Below are 18,514 nucleotides of genomic sequence, written 5' to 3' on the forward strand. Positions count from 1 at the left end.
TGAGATTTTGCTGGAATTTATGCTAAAATTGGTTTAATAACTTTTCCCGCAACATCTGTCAGGCGATAAGAGCGTCCTTGAAAAGGGTAGGTGAGTTTTTCGTGGTCAAAACCCATCAAATGCAAAATTGTTGCTTGCAAATCATGCACGTGCGTACGGTCTTTTACTCCGTAATATCCCAAATCGTCTGTTTCTCCAAAAGACATCCCTTTTTGCAAACCTCCTCCTGCCATAAAGACAGTGAAAGCATCCAAATGATGATCACGACCTTTGAATGGTAGCGTTTGACCGTCACGGTTTTCCTGCATGGGAGTTCTGCCAAATTCGCCACCCCAAACAACCAATGTTTCGTCAAGTAATCCACGCATTTTAAGGTCTTTCAATAAACCTGTTACCGCTCTGTCGGTAACTTGACATAAATCTTTGAAACCTCCATCGAGAGATAGTCTTTGGTCAGTTCCATGACAATCCCATCCCCAATGAAAAAGTTGTACAAACCTTACACCATTTTCAACTAAACGTCTTGCGAGCAAACAATTATTGGCAAAAGAACCTTCACCTGGTACTGCACCATACATATTCCTTACCCACTCTGGTTCTTGGCTTGTGTCCATTACTTCGGGAACTGAAACTTGCATTCGGAAAGCCATTTCATATTGTGAAATTCGAGTTAAAATCTCAGGGTCTTGTACCGCTTCGTATTGTTGTTTATTGATTTCATTTATAGCTTCGATTGTTTGTTTTCTAATATCTCGGCTCATGCCATGCGGGTCAGAAACATACAAAACTGGGTCACCGCCAGTGCGGCATTGCACACCTTGATAAATAGATGGTAAGAACCCATTTCCCCAAACGCTTTTGCCCGCATCAGGGCTACGTCCGCCCGAAGCTAAAACTATATAACCAGGCAGGTTTTGATTTTCTGAGCCTAATCCATAAACTGACCAAGCTCCCATACTTGGGCGACCTAAACGAGGGCTGCCTGTGTGCATCAATAACTGAGCAGGAGCATGGTTAAATTGGTCGGTGTACATGGCTTTCAAGAAAGTCAAGTCATCGGCAACTTCGGGTAAATAAGGAAGAAAATCAGAAATTAATGCTCCAGAATTTCCATGCTGACTGAATTTTCCGATTGACCCGAGCATTTTAGGTACACCTCGGATAAATGCAAATTTTTTGCCTTCCAAAAATTCTTGTGGACAATCTTGTCCATCAAACTTTTGTAGAGCTGGCTTATAATCAAATAACTCTAATTGTGAAGGAGCTCCTGCCATGTGAATATAAATTACCTGCTTTACTTTTGGGGCAAAGTGAGGTGTTTTAGGCAACATTGGGTCATTTAAAGCTTTATTACTTGTGTCTTTTCCTAAACAACCGCCTAACATTGAGCCAAATGCCATTGCACCCAAACCTGTTGTACAAGTTTGTAGAAAGTGCCGACGAGTTTGGTATTCTGCTTCAGTTTGAAGAAATTCTTTGATTAATTTTTGCATTTATAAGGTTGAATTTAACTACTAAGTTACAAAAGATTTTGTATTGATAAACCAAGAAGTCAATTATTTGGTATGCATTAATTGACTAAAGTAGCACTTTTAAATAAACTTCGAGTAAATACTCTTACTTTTGTGGTATGACTATATTGTCTTAGTATATTTTGTTACACCTTAAATGTCTAAACTTGCCGCTCAGGATAAATTTGTTGATTTGTCCGATTATGGAAGACCGCTTGCTACACTATTCGCCAATCAATTAAAAACCACGCGATTTACACCCATTCATGTGACGTTTCTCTTTGGCATTTCTGGATTGATTGCCATTTATTGCATCTTGAATGCTCATTATTTTTTTGCAGGATTTTTTATTATTCTCAAATCAATCATTGATGCAGCCGATGGTGAATTATCAAGGGTGAAAAACACACCATCCTACACTGGAAGATACCTTGATAGCGTATTTGATATTATCTTAAACTTTATGTTTTTGATGAGTATTTGTTATGTTTCTGAAGCTACTTTTTTATGGACTTTGTTTGCTTTTGCTGCGATTCAATTACAAGGAACGTTGTACAATTATTACTATGTAATTTTGAGAAATAATTTGGCTGGAGGAGATTCAACAAGTCAGATTTTTGAAAGAAAAACACCGATTGCCTTTCCGAATGAAAATCAGAAATCGGTTAATACATTATTTAAATTATACTTAATTTTGTATGGAATTTTTGACAGAATTATTTATTCATTGGACAAAGAAGCTTTCCGTGCAAAATCTTTTCCAAATTGGTTCATGACTTTTCTTTCTATTTATGGATTAGGATTTCAACTACTCATCATTGCCATTATGCTTTCAATGCACTTAATAGAGTATATTGTGCCTTTTTTTGTGTTTTATAGCATATTTATCGTTGTTTTGATTGGTATCAGAAAAATCAACTTGAGTTTAGAATAGCTCAAATATTGGTATTGTTTAACTTCGGCATACTTTGAAAATAATCTTCAAAGTATGCCGAAGTTTTACTTTATACCGTAATTTTTTCTTGCATGATAGCTCCATAAACACCATCCCAAAGCTGGATACGTTTTTGTAGCGATTGAATGGTCGCTTCTTCCACTTCTTGCCAAAATTGCTTGTTATTACCACAAAGATTAGCAGTCATTTGTAAAGCAAGATGACTGTGGTGGTCGCCATCAACTTCGATGTGTCTTTCGAGGTAATACTTGAAAATTGAAATTTTTTCGGGAATATTCAAATGAATGTCATTAATGATTGAAAGAAACATTCCAGGAATTAAATCTTCTCGACCAAATGTAAAAATAGCTGCTTGCAAATATGCTTTATTGCTATTGATTATATCAAAAGTAAACTGCACGAAATCACGAGCTTCTTGTGGTGTTTCAGAAAGTAAAAATGCTGCATTGAAATCGCCTGTTTCACTTAAAATATGCGTAAATTTTTCAATTTGTGCAGTATTTGCTTCTAACTGATTCATGGCTTCAAGGTAAAGTTCAAAATGACTTTTTCTGCTTCCATTCATATCTATATCAGATTCTTCTCCAACCACAATTTCATTGATTAAATAACGGGTATCGGCTGTTCCCTTTGGAAACCAAGGAACGGAAGTACAAGTTAGGTTATTTTGGAGAGCTTTAAGTAGCGACATAAAATCCCAAACTGCATATACATGATATTGCATGAAAAGTTTGAGGTCGTCTATATCATTGATTACGGAATAAACCTTGTGATGGATAATTTGCTGTCTAAGCGGTTCGATTGTTTGCTGGATTCTGTTAATATTTTCGTTCATATTTGTTTTATAAATCTTGTTTTTATTTAAACTCAAAAGAATGTTTTTTGTTAACACCAACAGTATTTTTTTATGAAGAAACAGCTTTGAATTTCTGATGTTTCCAAAAAAAGATTTCAATAAAAACTAAAAAGAACCATCGATTAGATTTAAAAATAATTACTTAATTTGTGTTGTTTCAATCCTAACCTAAGTTTTTTATGCTAAAACTCGCTTTCATTGTTCATGGTAAATCTAAAAGGAAAAAGCACTTACTAAAAGAAATTCAAATGCTTTTTAGCGAAGATAAATTTCAAACAAAAGTTTTTGAAACAAGCTATTTTCAGCACGCTATCTTTTTGGCTGAACGTATCGCTAATGAGGGTTTTACGCATATTATTGCTTGCGGAGGAGATGGTACATTAAATGAAGTGCTGAATGGAATAATTAAATCGGGGAATAAAAATATCAAATTGGGTTTATTGCCAAGAGGTTCAGGAAATGATTTTATAAAAACCATTCAATCTCCTAAATTATTAAGCGAGATTAAAATGTTGATTACTCAAAATACATCGAAAAAAATAGATATTGGATTTGCCGAATTTGTATCAAAAGAAGGGCAGGAACAATACCAATTTTTTATCAATATTACGGATGTAGGTATTGGCGGGGTGATTGCTCAACAACTTTTTGAGTCGAAAAAAATATTTGGTTCAACCATTACTTATCAATATTTTATCATCAAAAACTTATTGAGTTACAAGCCGAAAGTTATAAAAGTTAAAGGTGATAACTTTACTTATTCGGGTAAAATTATGAATTTTTGTGCTGCTAATGCCAAATATTTTGGGAGTGGTTTGGGAGTGGCACCCGATGCCAATGTGAGCGATGGTGTACTTAATGCGATTGCTCTTGGCGATGTAGGTTTGATTGATTATTTCAAAAATTTCTTGAATTTAAAGCGATGTAAACGCTTGAATCATCCTGCTATTGAGTATTTTACTACGAAAGAACTATATTTTGAATCTGAAACTCCGAATATGCCAATTGATATGGATGGAGAATTTATTGGTTTTCTGCCGATGAAAATTTCGGTAAAGCCCCATTTTATTGATTTTATTGCATAAAATTTTTATTCAAAATACTAGATATGAAACCTTTGCTCATATCTAGTATTTCGATATTGATAGATTACTCCAAAATTCTAACTTTTAATGAACTAGCGTTTTTCTTTTCGTGATACACTTTATGTGTAGCCGATTGAAAATCAGAAGATTCTGCAAAGAAAATATTCGGCACAAATTTTTGTGGATTTCGGTCGATAATAGGGAAAAATGTACTTTGTACTTGTACCATTATTCGATGCCCTTTTTGGAAAGTATGCAGTATATCTTGCAATTCAAAATTTACTTCTTCTACTTTATTTGGCTTAAAAGGAACTGGATTTTCAATGCTTTTACGAAATTTACCACGCATGGCTTCACTTCTTACCATTTGTTGATATCCTGCCATTTTTATGTGTTTAGCCGTATTTGCATTGTCTTTAGCATCGTCTGGATAAACATCAATGACTTTTACGATAAAATCAGCGTCTGTTCCAGTTGTCGAAACTTTCAAATTGGCTAAAATATTTCCTGCCAAAGTTATATCATTTTCCAAAATATCGGTTTGAAAAGTCAATACATCAGGTCTTCTACTTGCAAAACGTTGGTCATCAACCATATACTCACGTGGCATTCCTGAAGTTATATAATCAGAAGATGGAACAGGTTTATTTGGGTCAGAAATGTACTCGCTGAAACTCTTTTTATCACTAGGAGCATCAAACGAAAGTTTACCATTTGGTAGTAAAAATAAGTCTTTCTCTTTGGCTGCTTTAGGTGGCCATTCAGTAAAATTCCGCCATTTATTTGTACCAGTTTCATACATCAAGGCCTCTGCAAAAACATTGTCTCCTTCTCCTTTTAAATAGTAATTAAAAAATTTACGTTCTATATTTTCACGGTAGTAAATGGCTGTTTTCTGTCCGAAATTTACATTTCCAAGTGTTTCTCCATCACCTCTTGCCCAGCCGCCGTGTACCCAAGGGCCAACGACAAACGTATTTGAAATACCTGGATTTTTTGCTTCCACAGACTGATAAGTCTTGAAAGTGCCGTATAAATCTTCGGCATCGTACCAACCGCCAACAATCATTACGGCGTGTTTTATTTTATTGTGGTGATTCAAAATATTGTGAGCTTTCCAAAATTCATCATAATTTGGATGTTCTAAATTAGCTTTCCAATAAGGGTCTTTTCCGTGATAATCAGCGAAATTCAATGAGTTTTTCAATGGTCCTAAATTCAAATAATATTTATAACCATCTGGCGTGCCAAAACTAAAGGGTTTGTTATAGCTCTGTGTTGGTTTTCCGTCGGTTCGGTTAGTAAAAGACGGGTAAAAACCAAAATTATGAGGTAACATAAACGCCCCATTATGAAAGCTATCATCACGCCATAAATCAGCCATTGGAGCTTGCGGAGAAGAGGCTACTAAAGCTGGATGTCCAGCCATTAAGCCCGCAGAAGCGTAAAATCCTGGATAGCTGATTCCCCACATCCCCAATTTTCCAGTATTGTAGGATAAGCTCTTAACCAACCATTCGATTGTGTCATAAGTATCGGTTGATTCATCAATGTCACCAGCCTTTTTTTCATCAATGTGAGGTCTCATTTCAGCAAAAATTCCTTCCGACATCCAACGACCACGTACATCTTGATAAACAAAAATATAACCATCTCGCATTAATTCAGCACTTGGCCCAAGGGAGTTACGGTATTTGCCATCGCCATAAGGTGCAACTGAGTAGGGGGTACGCTGCATCAAGATTGGGTATTTTTTGGTAGAATCTTTAGGCAAATAAATTGAGGTAAAGAGTTTGACGCCATCACGCATGGAAACGTAAATTTCTTTTTTAATATAGTTTTTTCGTGCATAATCTGCATCATTTGTTTGCGAAAAGCCGACAAATGAACAAAAAATAAGCACTAAGCTTACAAAGTTTTTCATGAGTTTGTTGAGATTTAATTGGAAGAAATGTTTAAAAACAAAAATAGCAGAAATCTTTTACTATTTTAAAACAACAACGCTAAAGGCTGGTATTTGGATAATATTTTTATTGAGTGAAGCTGCTGAGGTTTTGAAAATAATTTTCTTGAAAAATTGATTTTTCGTGTCTAAAGTTATATTTTTAGCTTCGCTATTAATGTTATGGATAACCAATAAATCACCTGAAGGATGAGGTCGAATAAAGGCTATAATTCCTTCTTGTTTAATGGAGCTTTCTTTCAAATTTGCTGGAGAAACTTGTCGCATTGCTACCTGACTTTTGCGAAAAGAAATGAGTTTTTTGTAATGATTATAAATAGAATTTATATCAGTTTTTTGAATCGACAAAGGTTTCACTGTCGATTCTGTTGTAAAAGTCGGTTTTATCCAAGAAGTACGGTATTTATCGGCCGATTTCACATCCCATAAAAATGGTTCTCTGATATTTTCATCAGGTTTTTGTCCGAACATACCAATTTCTTCGCCGTAATAAATGTAAGGTTCGCCAGGCAAAGTGAGTAATAAATTAGCAGCAACTTTCATTTTATCAATATTGCCTTCCAATGTATTACCGATACGATTTTGGTCGTGATTATCAATAATTGTAGCATTAATAAAATCAGGATTTGCTTGGCTAAATGTCTGATAATTAGCTAATAACGTTTTGATGAAGTCTTGTTCTTTGCCCGTTTTTATTATTTCCCATAGTTTCAAACAAGCATCAATATCAAAGTTGGCATTGAGTCCTTTAAAAAATGGTGCAACAATTTTGGCATCAGCCCAAACTTCTCCAACCAAATAAACATTGGGTTTTGCTGTGGTCATTTCTTGCTTAAATTCTTGCCAAAAAGCATGACATTTTTGAGCTTCCCATTCGGGATAAAGATGTTTTGCTGCATCAAGTCGGAAACCATCAACGCCAATGTCTTTCAACCAAAATTTACCAATATCGTAAATTTCTCTCCTAACTTTTGGATTATCAAAATTCAAATCGGGCATCCCACTCCAAAATAATCCGTAGTATTTTTCATCATCATTTTTATTGACAAAATGCCATGGTTTCAATTCCCACGAGCCACCCGATGCTTCTCTTGTGGCAACGCCCATTGAGTCAATTTTCTGCGGTGTCATCCAATTATAATACGCCCGATATGGATTGTTTTTTCCTTTCTTGGCTTCCAAAAACCAAGGATGTTGGTCGCTGGTATGATTAATCACAAAATCTTTGATAATCAGTATCTTACGTTTGTGTGCTTCTGCAATTAAATGCTTGAAATCGTCCATCGTACCGTATTCTGGGTCTATTTTCTTGTAATCAACTACATCATATTTGTGATAAGATGGCGATTGGCAAAATGGCGTTATCCAAATGGCATCAACGCCCAAATTTTTCAAATAATCAAGTTTAGAAGTAATGCCATTGATGTCACCAATACCATCGCCGTTTGAATCAGCAAAGGAGCGAATAAATATTTCGTAACAAATTTGTGGAGGCTGATTTTGTGCTATTGTTTGGAATGAAAGTAACAATAAAAAGAATATTTTTTTCATAGGTTTTAGTATTTTTATGAAACCTCTTGATAGATTTTTATATGCTCATCTACAAATTTTTCCCAAGAAAACTTTTCGGCTTGTTCGATTGCCTTTTTACTTAATTTATGTCTTAAATTTTCGTTTTGATAAAATTGTAACATTGCTTGCGAAATAGCATTTTCATCGGTTGGTTCAACCAAAATACCAGCGTCGCCAACTACTTCTGGAATTGAACTTTTTGTAGATGAAATTACTGGAGTGCCGCATTGCAATGCTTCCAGAGGTGGCAAGCCAAAACCCTCATAAAGTGATGGGTAAACAAAGCCAATGGCTGAAGAATATAAAGCTGCCAAATCTTCATCTGCCACAAAACCAGTACAAATGATTCTGTCTTTTAGCGTCGAATTTGACTTTATTTCTTCAAAAATTGCATCAAATTGCCAGCCTTTTGCTCCAACCAAAACCAAGTTTAAGTCATTGATTTTTTCTTGTTGTACTAGATGCAAAAATGCCCTGATGGTTCGTTCAATATTTTTTCTTGGTTCAAGTGTTGATACCGAAAGTAAGTATTTTTTTTCGCTCGGAATATTGTACTTTTCTAATGTTTTCTCTATAATAATTTTGTCGTTTTCAGGATGAAATATTTCTTTTGATGCTGCCAAATGAACTACCGAAATCCTATCAGCAGAAATACCCGTTGCTTCGCATAAATCATTTTTTGTTGCTTCCGAAACACATACAGGAAAAGTGTTTTCATCAATACTTTCCAAGATTTTACGCATCATCATCTTGTTCCATTCGCCAAAATACTGAGGAAATAAATGTGGAATTAAATCATGAATCGTAATGATTTTTTTTGGTTTCGTCATACCTTTTAATTCCTTAGGAATCGGCAGAAAAGGAGAATGATAAATATCGTAAGCAGAAAGCGATTTTGGGTTAAAGGAAAATTGTGGTTTTATATAACCTCGTGTGCGAACAAATGCTTCACGAATGGCTTTTTGAGGAAAAGATTTTATTGGGAAAATTGAAATAATGGCACTTTCAAATTTAGCTCGGAACTTATCTGATTTTTTATTGACTAAATCAAACTGTGATTCGGGAAAATACTTTTTTAGATAACTCATCATTTCGGGCAAATTTTCGATGTTTGCCAATGATAATTCTATTTCATCGTTTTTGTGTAAACCTTTGAAAAGTTCTTCGGCAACTCTGAAAATACCCGTGCGTGACTGTTCGTGAAAATAGCCCAATCCCAAAACGGATGTATCTAAAATGACTTTATTCATGTAAAAGTGAGCTTATTTTGGTCAAAACCAGCGTTTGAACGCCATCAGTTTCCACATTTTCATGATACAACGCTTCAACATTTGTACGGTCAAAATGCTGCCCAATGCTCGGTTTATGGTTATGAATCAAATAAACTGGGAAATTGGCTAATGGGAAAAATGGATAGCCTGTTCCTTTAAAAATAGTAATTGTTGGACAGAAAATACAGCATAAATGTTCGGGAAACGAATCAAGTGTGAGAGCAAATGCCGCATTTTTTGATAGAATGGCTATTTCCTGAATATTTATTTTGGTCGATGTATCAATGATTCTGTTTTTATAAGTATCTGTTACCAAATCTAAAATTTGGTTCGACATTTGTGTTTGACCACATAATAAAACCGAAATCTCGTTTTGCTCTAAAATAAGCTCGATTGTTTTTGCCCAAAAATTTACTGAAAGTTGCTTGTGCTCACCACCAGATTCGGGGAAAAGCATGAAAAAACGATTATTTTTTAAAGCTAATTTTTGCTGAATATTTTCTAAAGTAACATTCGCAGGAATCGGGAAATAAGGTGTTATTTCTTCAAAATTTGCCTTCACTCCAATTTCCTGTAACAGTATGAAGTACATATCAAAATGATGGAATTCGTGCGAAGGAACATCAAACTCTTTGTCTAAAAGTCCGCCCAAACCACGTCTTGAAAAGCCAAAAGCTTTTTTTACACTGATGAAAGGCAACACAAAATGTGCAACCGCATCGCTGTAACGAATATCAATGTAATAATCGTAATTTTCTTGTCGAAGAATCGGTAAAGCTTGTCTAAAAGTATGATAAAAATCTTTAATTTTCTCCCAACGTGAAATTTTACGGCGATTGGTTTGAAAATGATTAATGTAAATGGTTTTGTCGATGTACGGATTATGTTGATTTACTGGTTCGCACCATTTTGCAGAAAGTAAGTCAATTTTAGCATTTGGATACGTTTTTTTAATGAGCGGAAACATATAAGTTACCGTCAAAGCATCGCCTAAATGACCTAAAGAAGCAATCAAAATTCGAGGTGAATCAGTATTGATTGGCGTTAGGTTTCTTCTTTTATAAAAAAGTTTTGCATAAATATCCACAAAAAAATCCATGATTTTGAATGGAATTGTCTCTCGTGGTGTTCCGCAATATTTTCTCATAAAATGCTTATTATCAGTTTTTTATAAATTTTTTTAGTCGTGTTTTTTAGTATTTGTAGCCAAATTTTTCAATCTCTTTTTTCCAAAAATCAGTTTCGTAAATATCCCAAGCGTGGCAACCAAAAGGTAAGCCGCCGTTAAGTTGATAGGCTTTTTTGGGCAAATGTTCAACGCCGAATTTTAAGGCAGTTTTCCAATTAGGAATTTTGAGTTGAGGTACATAACGATTCAATTCAATTCCCCAAAACATATCTTCGTTATAAGCAGGATGAGTTTTGACTTTCTCTAAATATTCGTCAATTTTTTTCTGATTTTTAGGAATCAAACTTAGCAACTTTTGTGTTCGTCTCAGCGAAAAGCCACCATTACCAACCGAACGTTTCATAATGATTTCTTTAGGACCGAATTTACCGTAAAGTTCCTCTTTAAGGTCGAACCAAATAGCTAGTTTTTTCTTCACATTCCAGATAAATTCTTTGATTTTTGAATCGAAATCTATTTCAATCCGCCAAGGAGCTCCAATATAATCGTAGCCTTTTTCACACCAATATGTTAATTCATCCCGAAAAACAAATGCATCTAACTGATAAATGAGCATATAGTCGTATTTTAAAAACCTACCATAAAACTCCTCCGAAAGCATAAGTTTGTTGTATGAAAGTGTGCTTTTAAAATACGAATCATCAAATGATTCAAATTGTATTTGTGAATATTGTTGTTGTAAATGATTGATATTCAAAGACTTGGGTTTGATTACGATAATTGGATAATGACCCAAAACACGTATTCCTTGAGCAAGAGAAATCTTCTCTGTTTTGCTCAGTTTTTCTTGATAAATCGGAATTATTACACAAACACTCACTTTATAGTTTTTAGCTGTTGGGAATTCGTTTTTTTATAAAAATAGTTTTTATTTAGTACTGTGAATCAATAAAATCAAATTATTGTTCCACCATCAATCGAAAATAATCCACCAGTAGTATAGCCTGATGCCGCTGAAGCCAAATACAATGCCATTGGTGAAATTTCTTCTACCGTTCCCATGCGTGCGATTGGCAAATTTTTTGTAAAATGGGCTAAAGTTTTATCATTGTCCCAAAGTGCTTGGCTGAACTTAGTTTTTATCAAACCAGGGCAAATGGCATTGACTCTGATCTTGTCTTCGCCCCATTCTTTGGCCAAAACTTTTGTTAGCATATTTAACGATGCTTTACTGACGCTGTACATTCCCAAACCTGGGTCAGGTGTATGGCCAGCAATACTACTAATATTGATTACGCTACCACCTCCACGAGATTTCATAATTGGATGAACCATCTTAGCTAATTCAAAAGGGGCTTTTACATTGACTTGCATTATTTTGTCAAAAGCACTTTCCGAACACTCTAGTGAAGGCCCATAAACGGGGTTTGTTGCAGCATTATTGACCAAAATGTCAATTCCGCCATAAATTTCCACAGTTTTTTCAACCAAGTTTTTTAATTGAGCCATTTCGCCAGTGTGAGCCGCAATGCCAATACATTCGCCACCTTCAGCACATATTTCTTTTGCCAATTCGTCTAAATCGGCTTGTTTTCTACTACTAATAACAACTTTTGCTCCATAAGCTGCAAAAATACGGGCAATTGCTTCTCCAATACCTTTACTTGCACCCGTAATTACGGCTACTTTTCCTGTTAAATCGAATACGTTTTTCATAAATTATATACCTTCAAAAGGATATTTTTTTAATAATTAGAAATAGGAGTAAGGTTATTGCAAAATCAACCCACCGTCCAAAATTACACTTTGACCAGTGATAAAAGATGCTTCATCTGCCGCCAAATATAAGATTGCACTCGCAATTTCTTCGGGTTTTCCAAAACGTTTCATTGGTGTTGCGTGTTGAAGAGCTTCCATGTAGGCATCGTCAGTATCAGCTCCTTCAAGCATTGGCGTTTGAGTAAAACCTGGACAAACCGCATTGATGCGAATGCCATATTTTGCGTACTCAATACCAGCAGTTTTGGTCATGCCAACAACCGCATGTTTACTAGCCGAATAAGCAATATGACCAACCATTCCTAAATGACCTGCAACAGATGCAATATTAACGATATTTCCGCTGCGTTGGGTGATGAAATGTTTCAAGGCCACTTTCATGCAGTTCCATAATCCTTTAACATTAACATTGATTACTTTATCAAAGTCTTCTTCTGGATATTTGTCGGTTCGTATGCGTGGCCCAAGAATTCCCGCAGAATTCACCAAAATATCAAATCGCCCTAAACGAGTAATTGTTTGTTCAATCATTCGTTCAACATCGTCGAGGTCGGTAACATTTACTCGTATAAAAGTTGCTTCTCCGCCAGTTTTCTCAATTTCCTCAACGAGGTCGTCGCCCATTTTTTCAGATAAGTCGGCAATCATCACTTTTGCACCTTCTTTGGCAAACATAATTGCGGCCGCTTTGCCGATACCAGAGTTTCCACCAGTAATTATTACTACTTTGTCTTTAAATCTCATAGGTTGAATATTATTTGGTTTTTAGAATTTTATAGATGAAGAATAGAGGATAAATCATTAAAAAAAGGTTAGGAAGCCACCATGTTATGTCGAAATCTTTCCGAATAATCCAAAAAGAAATAGCTTGTAACCCTGAGCAAAATGTTAGTACTAAAGAAATTAAAGCTATTTTCTCCCACGAACTATTTTGTTTTTTCCATAAATATAAACTTAAAATACCTGTAATTGAAACAAAAATATCAAGCCAAAAAAAACTCCAATTCCATGCTACTAAAAGCTGATTGGTGTAATCTTGATAAAGATATTCGTCAGGGATTAACCCTAGTAAGGTAATTAACCAATAAATTATGAAACCAATATCTGTAATTAAGAAAAAATACTTTAGCGTTTTCATTATTTCTTCTCACAAAAATATACGATTTCTTCACTTGGTAATGAATATCGTTTTACTAATTCTTTTGGCATTTTCATTACAAAATCATCTTCCGTAACTTTAAAACCAGCTTTTTCTAACTCACGCCCATAATCTCTGCCGAAAAGACGAAGGTGGTCATTTTGCCAAAAAATTCTTTCACGTTCACGTGGGTCAGTGATGCTTGGGTCTTCAAAAGTATGTGCTTTTGTCCAATCTTGCGGCGATTGAATAATTGCCCAACCGTTTGGTTTCAAAACTCGGTAAAGTTCTGACATCGCTCGGTGATAATCGTCAACGTGTTCCATTACGTGGTTACAAATGGCAACGTCAAACGTATTGGCTTCAAATGGAATATCATGAATATCCATTTTTACTTTTGCCAACGGCGATTCGATATCGGCAGTTATATATTCTAGATTTTTCATTCCCTCAAAACGGTCAATGAAACAATATTCTGGTGCAACATGCAAGACTTTTAGATTTGTTGCTGTAAAAAAATTGGTTCTTTCCTTTAAATACAGAGCCATTAATCGGTGGCGTTCGAGAGCTAAACAATTAGGACAAAGTGCATTCGGGCGAGAAATCAAACGCCCATAAGGCATAAATTTAGTCAATTTTGCATCACAAACTGGACATTCAACATTGTTTCCTTTCAAGAAAAAAGTATAGATTTTTAGCGGTATATGGCTAAAGAGTTGCAAATATTTTCTAGGAATAAATCGGAGTAAAAAACTAATAATTTTGCCCATTTTGGTAAGTGCTGAGTTACGAGTGTTGAGTTATGAGTGTTGTACGATGCCCATAATTCTTTACTGATAATTGATAATTGTTGAAACTTTGCTCCAAAATTAGTTATTTTTGTTGTTAGATTTAACACCAATAACAATAAAGATTCAAGAACATGGAAGTTAAAAAACAAAAACCACCTGGAAAAAAGATGTTAAAAAGAATGAGTCTTTACACAAAATGGTTACTTTCTGCTGTTGGAGGCTTGGCTTTAATAGGTTTTGGGCTAAGCGTTTTTAGTGAAGCTGCCAACTTGAAACACACTAATGCTCCATTTTTAAGATGGTTTCTGCTCGGAAGCTATAGCCTAATTATGATTAATGGCGGATTGTGTGTATTCGGTCAAGCAATTATTTTCAAAGTAAGAATGGAACACAAAAAACTTATCAAGAAAGCTTTGAAAGAACGTGACAAAAAAAGAACACGAAAATTGACAATAACCAAACTTGATAGCACTAAATCAGAAGAAAACTGACCAAATTAAATGTTTTTTTATCAGTAATTTTGGTCAGTTTTCTTTAGTGATTTTACTAAGTATTTTTTACTATCGTATATTTAAAGCATATGATATTGTAAAAGATTGATTATCAAGATCTTTCAATGTAAATTTTTCTGCGTGTACACTTGCAAAAAAATGCAATATTTTTAATATGTTTGCATAAACTTGCAACTCGATAAAATAATTTAAATGACGACTGCTATTAATGATGAATCCAGGAAAGATGGTGTTCATAAACCAAGAAAAATATTAATCTGTATTGATTTAGGTAAATATTCGGAAAATATATTGGCCTATTCTTTTTTGGTAACTCAAGCAATTTACTGTGAATATGACGTTTTATATTGTTTAGGAAAAAATGAATCTGAAGAAAGTATTGCTGGTAGGGTGGAAGATTTGCATGAAATAATCAAAAATAAATATGCTAATTTATCCAATGAACAAATAAAATTTATTTTTTCTAAAGAGTTGCCAATTGATGCAATTCGCCAATTGAATCAAGATAATGCGTATAATTGTATAATGGTTGGAGCTTCAAATCAGGAAAAATCTTGGCAATTAGGAAGCACTTCTCAAGAAATTTTACTCAATATTTCGTCTAGCATACTGATGGTTCCTCCAACCGTAGAATTGGTAATGCCAAGTAATGTAAGTATTTTGATTGAAAGCCAAGAACAATCTGAAACTGAGAAACTTACCGCTTTTTATAGATATGCTTCTAATTTGAATATTTTTATCAATTTTATTTTGTTTGCAGCCAACCCCGATGAGTTGATTTCTAACAAAAAAACTATTGAACAATTTCAATCCTTTTTTGACTCTAATTTTACTTTTTCTTACATCGTACAAGCTCCCAAAACCTTTTTTAATTTCTTTCAATTCCTAATCGAAACCTATTGCAATGCGGCTGTGGTAATTTGGAACGAACAATCTAGCTTTTATCAAGCATTTTTAGAAGAAAAACCATTGCAATTTCCTTGCAATCCCAATATTCCAATCTTTTTTTCTAAACTAAGTGAGCCAATTGAAAATGCCGATAAATCATTAATACCATTATTATAACAAAAAAGAGACACTTTATCGGTGTCTCTTTTTTGTTACTTATTTGCAGAAATTATTTAGCAAATTCAGCTTTTAATTCTTCGATATCAACTCGCTTAACATCTAATTTTCTTGACAAACGCTTGATTGTCGCAATTCTATTTTTAGCTATTGCTTGGTTTCTTTTCGCTTTACGCTTTAACTGTGTTACTGCCATTGTTTTATGTATTTTAAACCCCAAAACCCATTAACCAATGGAGGATTAGAGCATAGTAAAAAATTTTTTGGAATAATGAAACCCTGTTTTTTGAGGGCTTGGGGCAAAATTAGGGTGCAAACTTACGAAAATCAATTAACATTTAATAATTAACAATGACTTTTTTACGCTAATTTTGTAGCAAATCTAATAGTAATACTTAAAAGCAACGTTTTTTGAGTGAAGATGACCAAAAAACAGAATAAAATACGATGAGTAAACCAAGTTTAGCAAGAGGAACACGAGATTTTGGTCCGTCAGTGATGGTCAAACGCAATTATATTTTTGATACAATCAAACGTACTTTCCAAAAATTCGGCTTTCAGCCAATCGAAACACCAACAATTGAAAACCTTTCGGTTTTGATGGGGAAATATGGTGATGAAGGAGACCAACTTCTTTTTAAAATCTTAAATTCGGGTGATTTCTCTAAAGATTTAACTCAAAAAGACCTCGATGAAGGAGCAAAAAAGCTGACACACAAAATTTCCGAAAAAGGCCTTCGCTATGACTTAACTGTTCCTTTTGCACGTTTTGTGGTAATGAATCGCAATGACTTGGTGATGCCATTCAAGCGTTATCAAATTCAACCAGTTTGGCGTGCCGACCGTCCGCAAAAAGGGCGTTATCGTGAATTTTATCAATGCGATGCCGATGTAGTAGGTACAGACTCTTTGATTTGTGAGGCCGAAATTGTGTTGATGTTACAAGAAATTTTACAAAATTTAGGCATTCAAAATTTTACGATTAAAATAAATAATAGAAAGATTTTATCAGGAATTGCCGAAGTAATCGGTGTGAAAGGTAGCGAAGTACCACTTACAGTTGCTATCGATAAATTAGATAAAATTGGGAAAGATAAAGTTGAAGATGAATTGCGTGAACGTGGTTTTTCGGAAGAATCAATTGAAAAATTACAGCCAATTTTTGAAATACAAGGAGCTGATAATCAGGTATTTGAGAAATTAAAAGCATGGTTGAAAGAATCAGAAACAGGTTTGAAAGGAATTGAAGAATTAGAGAAAGTTTGGTCTTTAGTAGAAAGTTTTGGATTAGATAATTCCAAGATACAACTTGATATTACACTCGCTCGTGGTCTTAGCTATTACACAGGAGCAATTTTTGAAGTAAAAGCCAATGGTGTTCAAATTGGCAGTATTTCGGGTGGTGGACGCTACGATAATTTGACAGGAACTTTCGGAATGCCAGGTCTTTCAGGAGTTGGTATTTCATTAGGAGTTGACCGAATTTTTGATGTGATGGATGAACTAGGTTTATTTGTTGATAATCAATCTGTTACAACCAAAGTTTTACTTACAAATTTTGATGAAGAAGCTGAAAAATATTCTTTGCCGATTCTAAAAAAATTGCGTGATGCAGGCATCAATGCCGAAATTTACCCTGAGTCGGGCAAAATAAAAAAACAGTTTGATTATGCCAATCGCAAGAATATTCCATTCGTAGTCGTTGTTGGTTCGGAAGAAATTCAAACGGGTAAACTTACTTTCAAGGATATGGCTTTAGGCGAACAAGAAAAATTAAATTTGGAACAAATTATTGAAAAGCTAAAATAAAAATTCATGTTAAAAAATCGAAAATTTATCGCCTACGCATTGGTCATTACGACTACTGTTGCCGCAACGTTATCATTCTATTTTTGGCAAGTTGCCAACAGTGCTAATTTGAATGTTGAAGGCAAAAAAGACTTTGTTTTGTACATTCCAACGGGTGGAACTTATAAAAATGTGGTTGATTCTTTGCATAAATACAAAGTTATTAATGATGAAATTTCTTTCCAATTTTTATCAAAATGGATGAATTACCCCGAAAAAGTGAGAGCAGGTCGTTACTTAATCAAACCAAATTCGGGTAATCGTGAAGTGATTTCTCGGTTGCGTCGTGGCGAACAAGATGAAGTGCGTTTGACATTTAATAATGTTCGTTTAAAATCAGACTTGATTAAGAAAATGGGAGGAAGGTTTGAATTTAAAACCGAAGAGCTCGTTGAACTTTTGCGTAATGCAGAAGCTTGCCAAAAATATGGTTTCGATACTACAACAATTATGTGCATGTTTTTGCCAAATACATATTTTATCAGATGGACAACCACTCCTGAAAAATTTATGGCAAGAATGAATGACGAATATAAAAAATATTGGACTGCCGAACGTTTACAACAAGCACAAGCTATTAGCATGACGCCTGTTCAGGTGGCAGTTTTGGCTTCAATTGTGCAGTCTGAAACGAATAAAGTTGACGAAATGCCACGCATAGCAGGTGCTTATATCAATCGTTTGGCTGTAAATATGCCACTTGGAGCAGACCCAACCGTGAAATTTGCAGTTGGTGATTTTAGCCTTCGACGCATACTTTATAAGCATTTAAGTGTAAATTCACCGTATAATACTTATAAAAATACGGGACTTCCACCTGGCCCAATTGCCTTACCTGAGCCAAATGCCTTGAATGCAGTTTTGAATTATGAACACCACAAATATTTGTATTTCTGTGCAAAAGAAGATTTTTCGGGTTACCATAATTTTGCTGAAACATTCCAAGAACATACCAATAATGCCCGTATTTTTCAGGAGGCTTTAGATAAAGCTAACATAAAATAATACATGCTAAAAGACAACAAAAAAGCGGAGTAAA

General features: G+C 34.6%; 18 protein-coding genes. 6 read left to right on the forward strand and 12 right to left on the reverse strand.

Going from position 1 to position 18,514, the window contains the following annotated elements; genetic code table 11:
* Positions 1-17: 17 nt before the first annotated feature.
* On the reverse strand, positions 18-1,493 hold the full coding sequence (locus MJQ71_RS01240; RefSeq protein ID WP_238803899.1) for a DUF1501 domain-containing protein: 1,476 nt from the start codon (positions 1,491-1,493) through the stop codon (positions 18-20).
* Between the two features lie 175 nt (positions 1,494-1,668).
* Here MJQ71_RS01240 and MJQ71_RS01245 point away from each other — a divergent pair, with 175 nt between their 5' ends.
* A complete protein-coding gene (locus tag MJQ71_RS01245; protein WP_238803900.1) occupies positions 1,669-2,445 on the forward strand; it encodes a CDP-alcohol phosphatidyltransferase family protein in 777 nt (258 codons plus the stop codon).
* A gap of 70 nt (positions 2,446-2,515) precedes the next feature.
* On the opposite strand, the gene MJQ71_RS01250 is transcribed toward MJQ71_RS01245, so the two are convergent.
* On the reverse strand, positions 2,516-3,301 hold the full coding sequence (locus MJQ71_RS01250; protein WP_238803901.1) for a DUF3050 domain-containing protein: 786 nt from the start codon (positions 3,299-3,301) through the stop codon (positions 2,516-2,518).
* A 200-nt stretch (positions 3,302-3,501) separates the two neighbouring features.
* Here MJQ71_RS01250 and MJQ71_RS01255 point away from each other — a divergent pair, with 200 nt between their 5' ends.
* Positions 3,502-4,407, forward strand: a complete 906-nt coding sequence (locus tag MJQ71_RS01255; protein WP_238803902.1) for a diacylglycerol/lipid kinase family protein — start codon at positions 3,502-3,504, stop codon at positions 4,405-4,407.
* Between the two features lie 64 nt (positions 4,408-4,471).
* On the opposite strand, the gene MJQ71_RS01260 is transcribed toward MJQ71_RS01255, so the two are convergent.
* The 9 genes from MJQ71_RS01260 to MJQ71_RS01300 all read right to left on the reverse strand — a co-directional run bounded on the left by MJQ71_RS01260 (position 4,472) and on the right by MJQ71_RS01300 (position 14,029).
* Complete coding sequence (locus MJQ71_RS01260; RefSeq protein WP_238803903.1) at positions 4,472-6,331, reverse strand: CocE/NonD family hydrolase; 1,860 nt, start codon at positions 6,329-6,331, stop codon at positions 4,472-4,474.
* Positions 6,332-6,391: 60 nt separating this feature from the next.
* Positions 6,392-7,921, reverse strand: coding sequence for an alpha-amylase family glycosyl hydrolase (locus MJQ71_RS01265; protein ID WP_238803904.1), 1,530 nt, complete (start codon positions 7,919-7,921; stop codon positions 6,392-6,394).
* Between the two features lie 14 nt (positions 7,922-7,935).
* Positions 7,936-9,192 carry a glycosyltransferase family 4 protein gene (locus tag MJQ71_RS01270; protein WP_238803905.1) on the reverse strand — a complete coding sequence of 419 codons (1,257 nt, stop codon included), beginning with the start codon at positions 9,190-9,192 and terminating at the stop codon, positions 7,936-7,938.
* Positions 9,185-10,360 carry a glycosyltransferase family 9 protein gene (locus MJQ71_RS01275; protein ID WP_238803906.1) on the reverse strand — a complete coding sequence of 392 codons (1,176 nt, stop codon included), beginning with the start codon at positions 10,358-10,360 and terminating at the stop codon, positions 9,185-9,187. Before MJQ71_RS01275 ends, MJQ71_RS01270 begins: the two co-directional genes overlap by 8 nt.
* A 46-nt stretch (positions 10,361-10,406) precedes the next feature.
* A complete protein-coding gene (locus MJQ71_RS01280; RefSeq protein ID WP_238803907.1) occupies positions 10,407-11,222 on the reverse strand; it encodes a DUF5672 family protein in 816 nt (271 codons plus the stop codon).
* 74 nt (positions 11,223-11,296) lie between these two features.
* A complete protein-coding gene (locus MJQ71_RS01285; RefSeq protein ID WP_238803908.1) occupies positions 11,297-12,058 on the reverse strand; it encodes an SDR family NAD(P)-dependent oxidoreductase in 762 nt (253 codons plus the stop codon).
* A 54-nt stretch (positions 12,059-12,112) separates the two neighbouring features.
* The gene (locus MJQ71_RS01290) at positions 12,113-12,865 is read right to left on the reverse strand and encodes an SDR family NAD(P)-dependent oxidoreductase (RefSeq protein WP_238803909.1); all 753 of its coding nucleotides are present in this window, start codon (positions 12,863-12,865) and stop codon (positions 12,113-12,115) included.
* A 10-nt stretch (positions 12,866-12,875) separates the two neighbouring features.
* Complete coding sequence (locus MJQ71_RS01295; RefSeq protein WP_238803910.1) at positions 12,876-13,259, reverse strand: DUF5360 family protein; 384 nt, start codon at positions 13,257-13,259, stop codon at positions 12,876-12,878.
* Positions 13,259-14,029: a class I SAM-dependent methyltransferase gene (locus MJQ71_RS01300; protein WP_238803911.1), complete on the reverse strand. Its 771-nt coding sequence runs from the start codon at positions 14,027-14,029 to the stop codon at positions 13,259-13,261. The genes MJQ71_RS01295 and MJQ71_RS01300 overlap by 1 nt, the downstream gene beginning before the upstream one ends.
* A gap of 152 nt (positions 14,030-14,181) precedes the next feature.
* Between MJQ71_RS01300 and MJQ71_RS01305 the strand changes: the two genes are divergently transcribed.
* Together MJQ71_RS01305 and MJQ71_RS01310 are read left to right on the forward strand one after the other, a co-directional pair.
* Positions 14,182-14,541 (forward strand): hypothetical protein, encoded by a 360-nt coding sequence (locus MJQ71_RS01305; RefSeq protein ID WP_238803912.1) that lies wholly within the window; start codon positions 14,182-14,184, stop codon positions 14,539-14,541.
* A gap of 213 nt (positions 14,542-14,754) precedes the next feature.
* Positions 14,755-15,627: a putative universal stress family protein gene (locus MJQ71_RS01310; protein ID WP_238803913.1), complete on the forward strand. Its 873-nt coding sequence runs from the start codon at positions 14,755-14,757 to the stop codon at positions 15,625-15,627.
* A 52-nt stretch (positions 15,628-15,679) separates the two neighbouring features.
* On the opposite strand, the gene MJQ71_RS01315 is transcribed toward MJQ71_RS01310, so the two are convergent.
* On the reverse strand, positions 15,680-15,823 hold the full coding sequence (locus tag MJQ71_RS01315; protein ID WP_238803914.1) for a hypothetical protein: 144 nt from the start codon (positions 15,821-15,823) through the stop codon (positions 15,680-15,682).
* Positions 15,824-16,074: 251 nt separating this feature from the next.
* On the opposite strand from MJQ71_RS01315, the gene hisS reads away from it, so the two are divergent.
* The gene (gene hisS / locus MJQ71_RS01320; protein ID WP_238803915.1) at positions 16,075-17,436 is read left to right on the forward strand and encodes a histidine--tRNA ligase; all 1,362 of its coding nucleotides are present in this window, start codon (positions 16,075-16,077) and stop codon (positions 17,434-17,436) included.
* Between the two features lie 6 nt (positions 17,437-17,442).
* On the forward strand, positions 17,443-18,480 hold the full coding sequence (gene mltG / locus MJQ71_RS01325; protein WP_238803916.1) for an endolytic transglycosylase MltG: 1,038 nt from the start codon (positions 17,443-17,445) through the stop codon (positions 18,478-18,480).
* Positions 18,481-18,514 lie beyond the last annotated feature (34 nt).

Source organism: Emticicia aquatica, from assembly GCF_923079645.1.
Lineage (GTDB): Bacteria > Bacteroidota > Bacteroidia > Cytophagales > Spirosomataceae > Emticicia > Emticicia aquatica.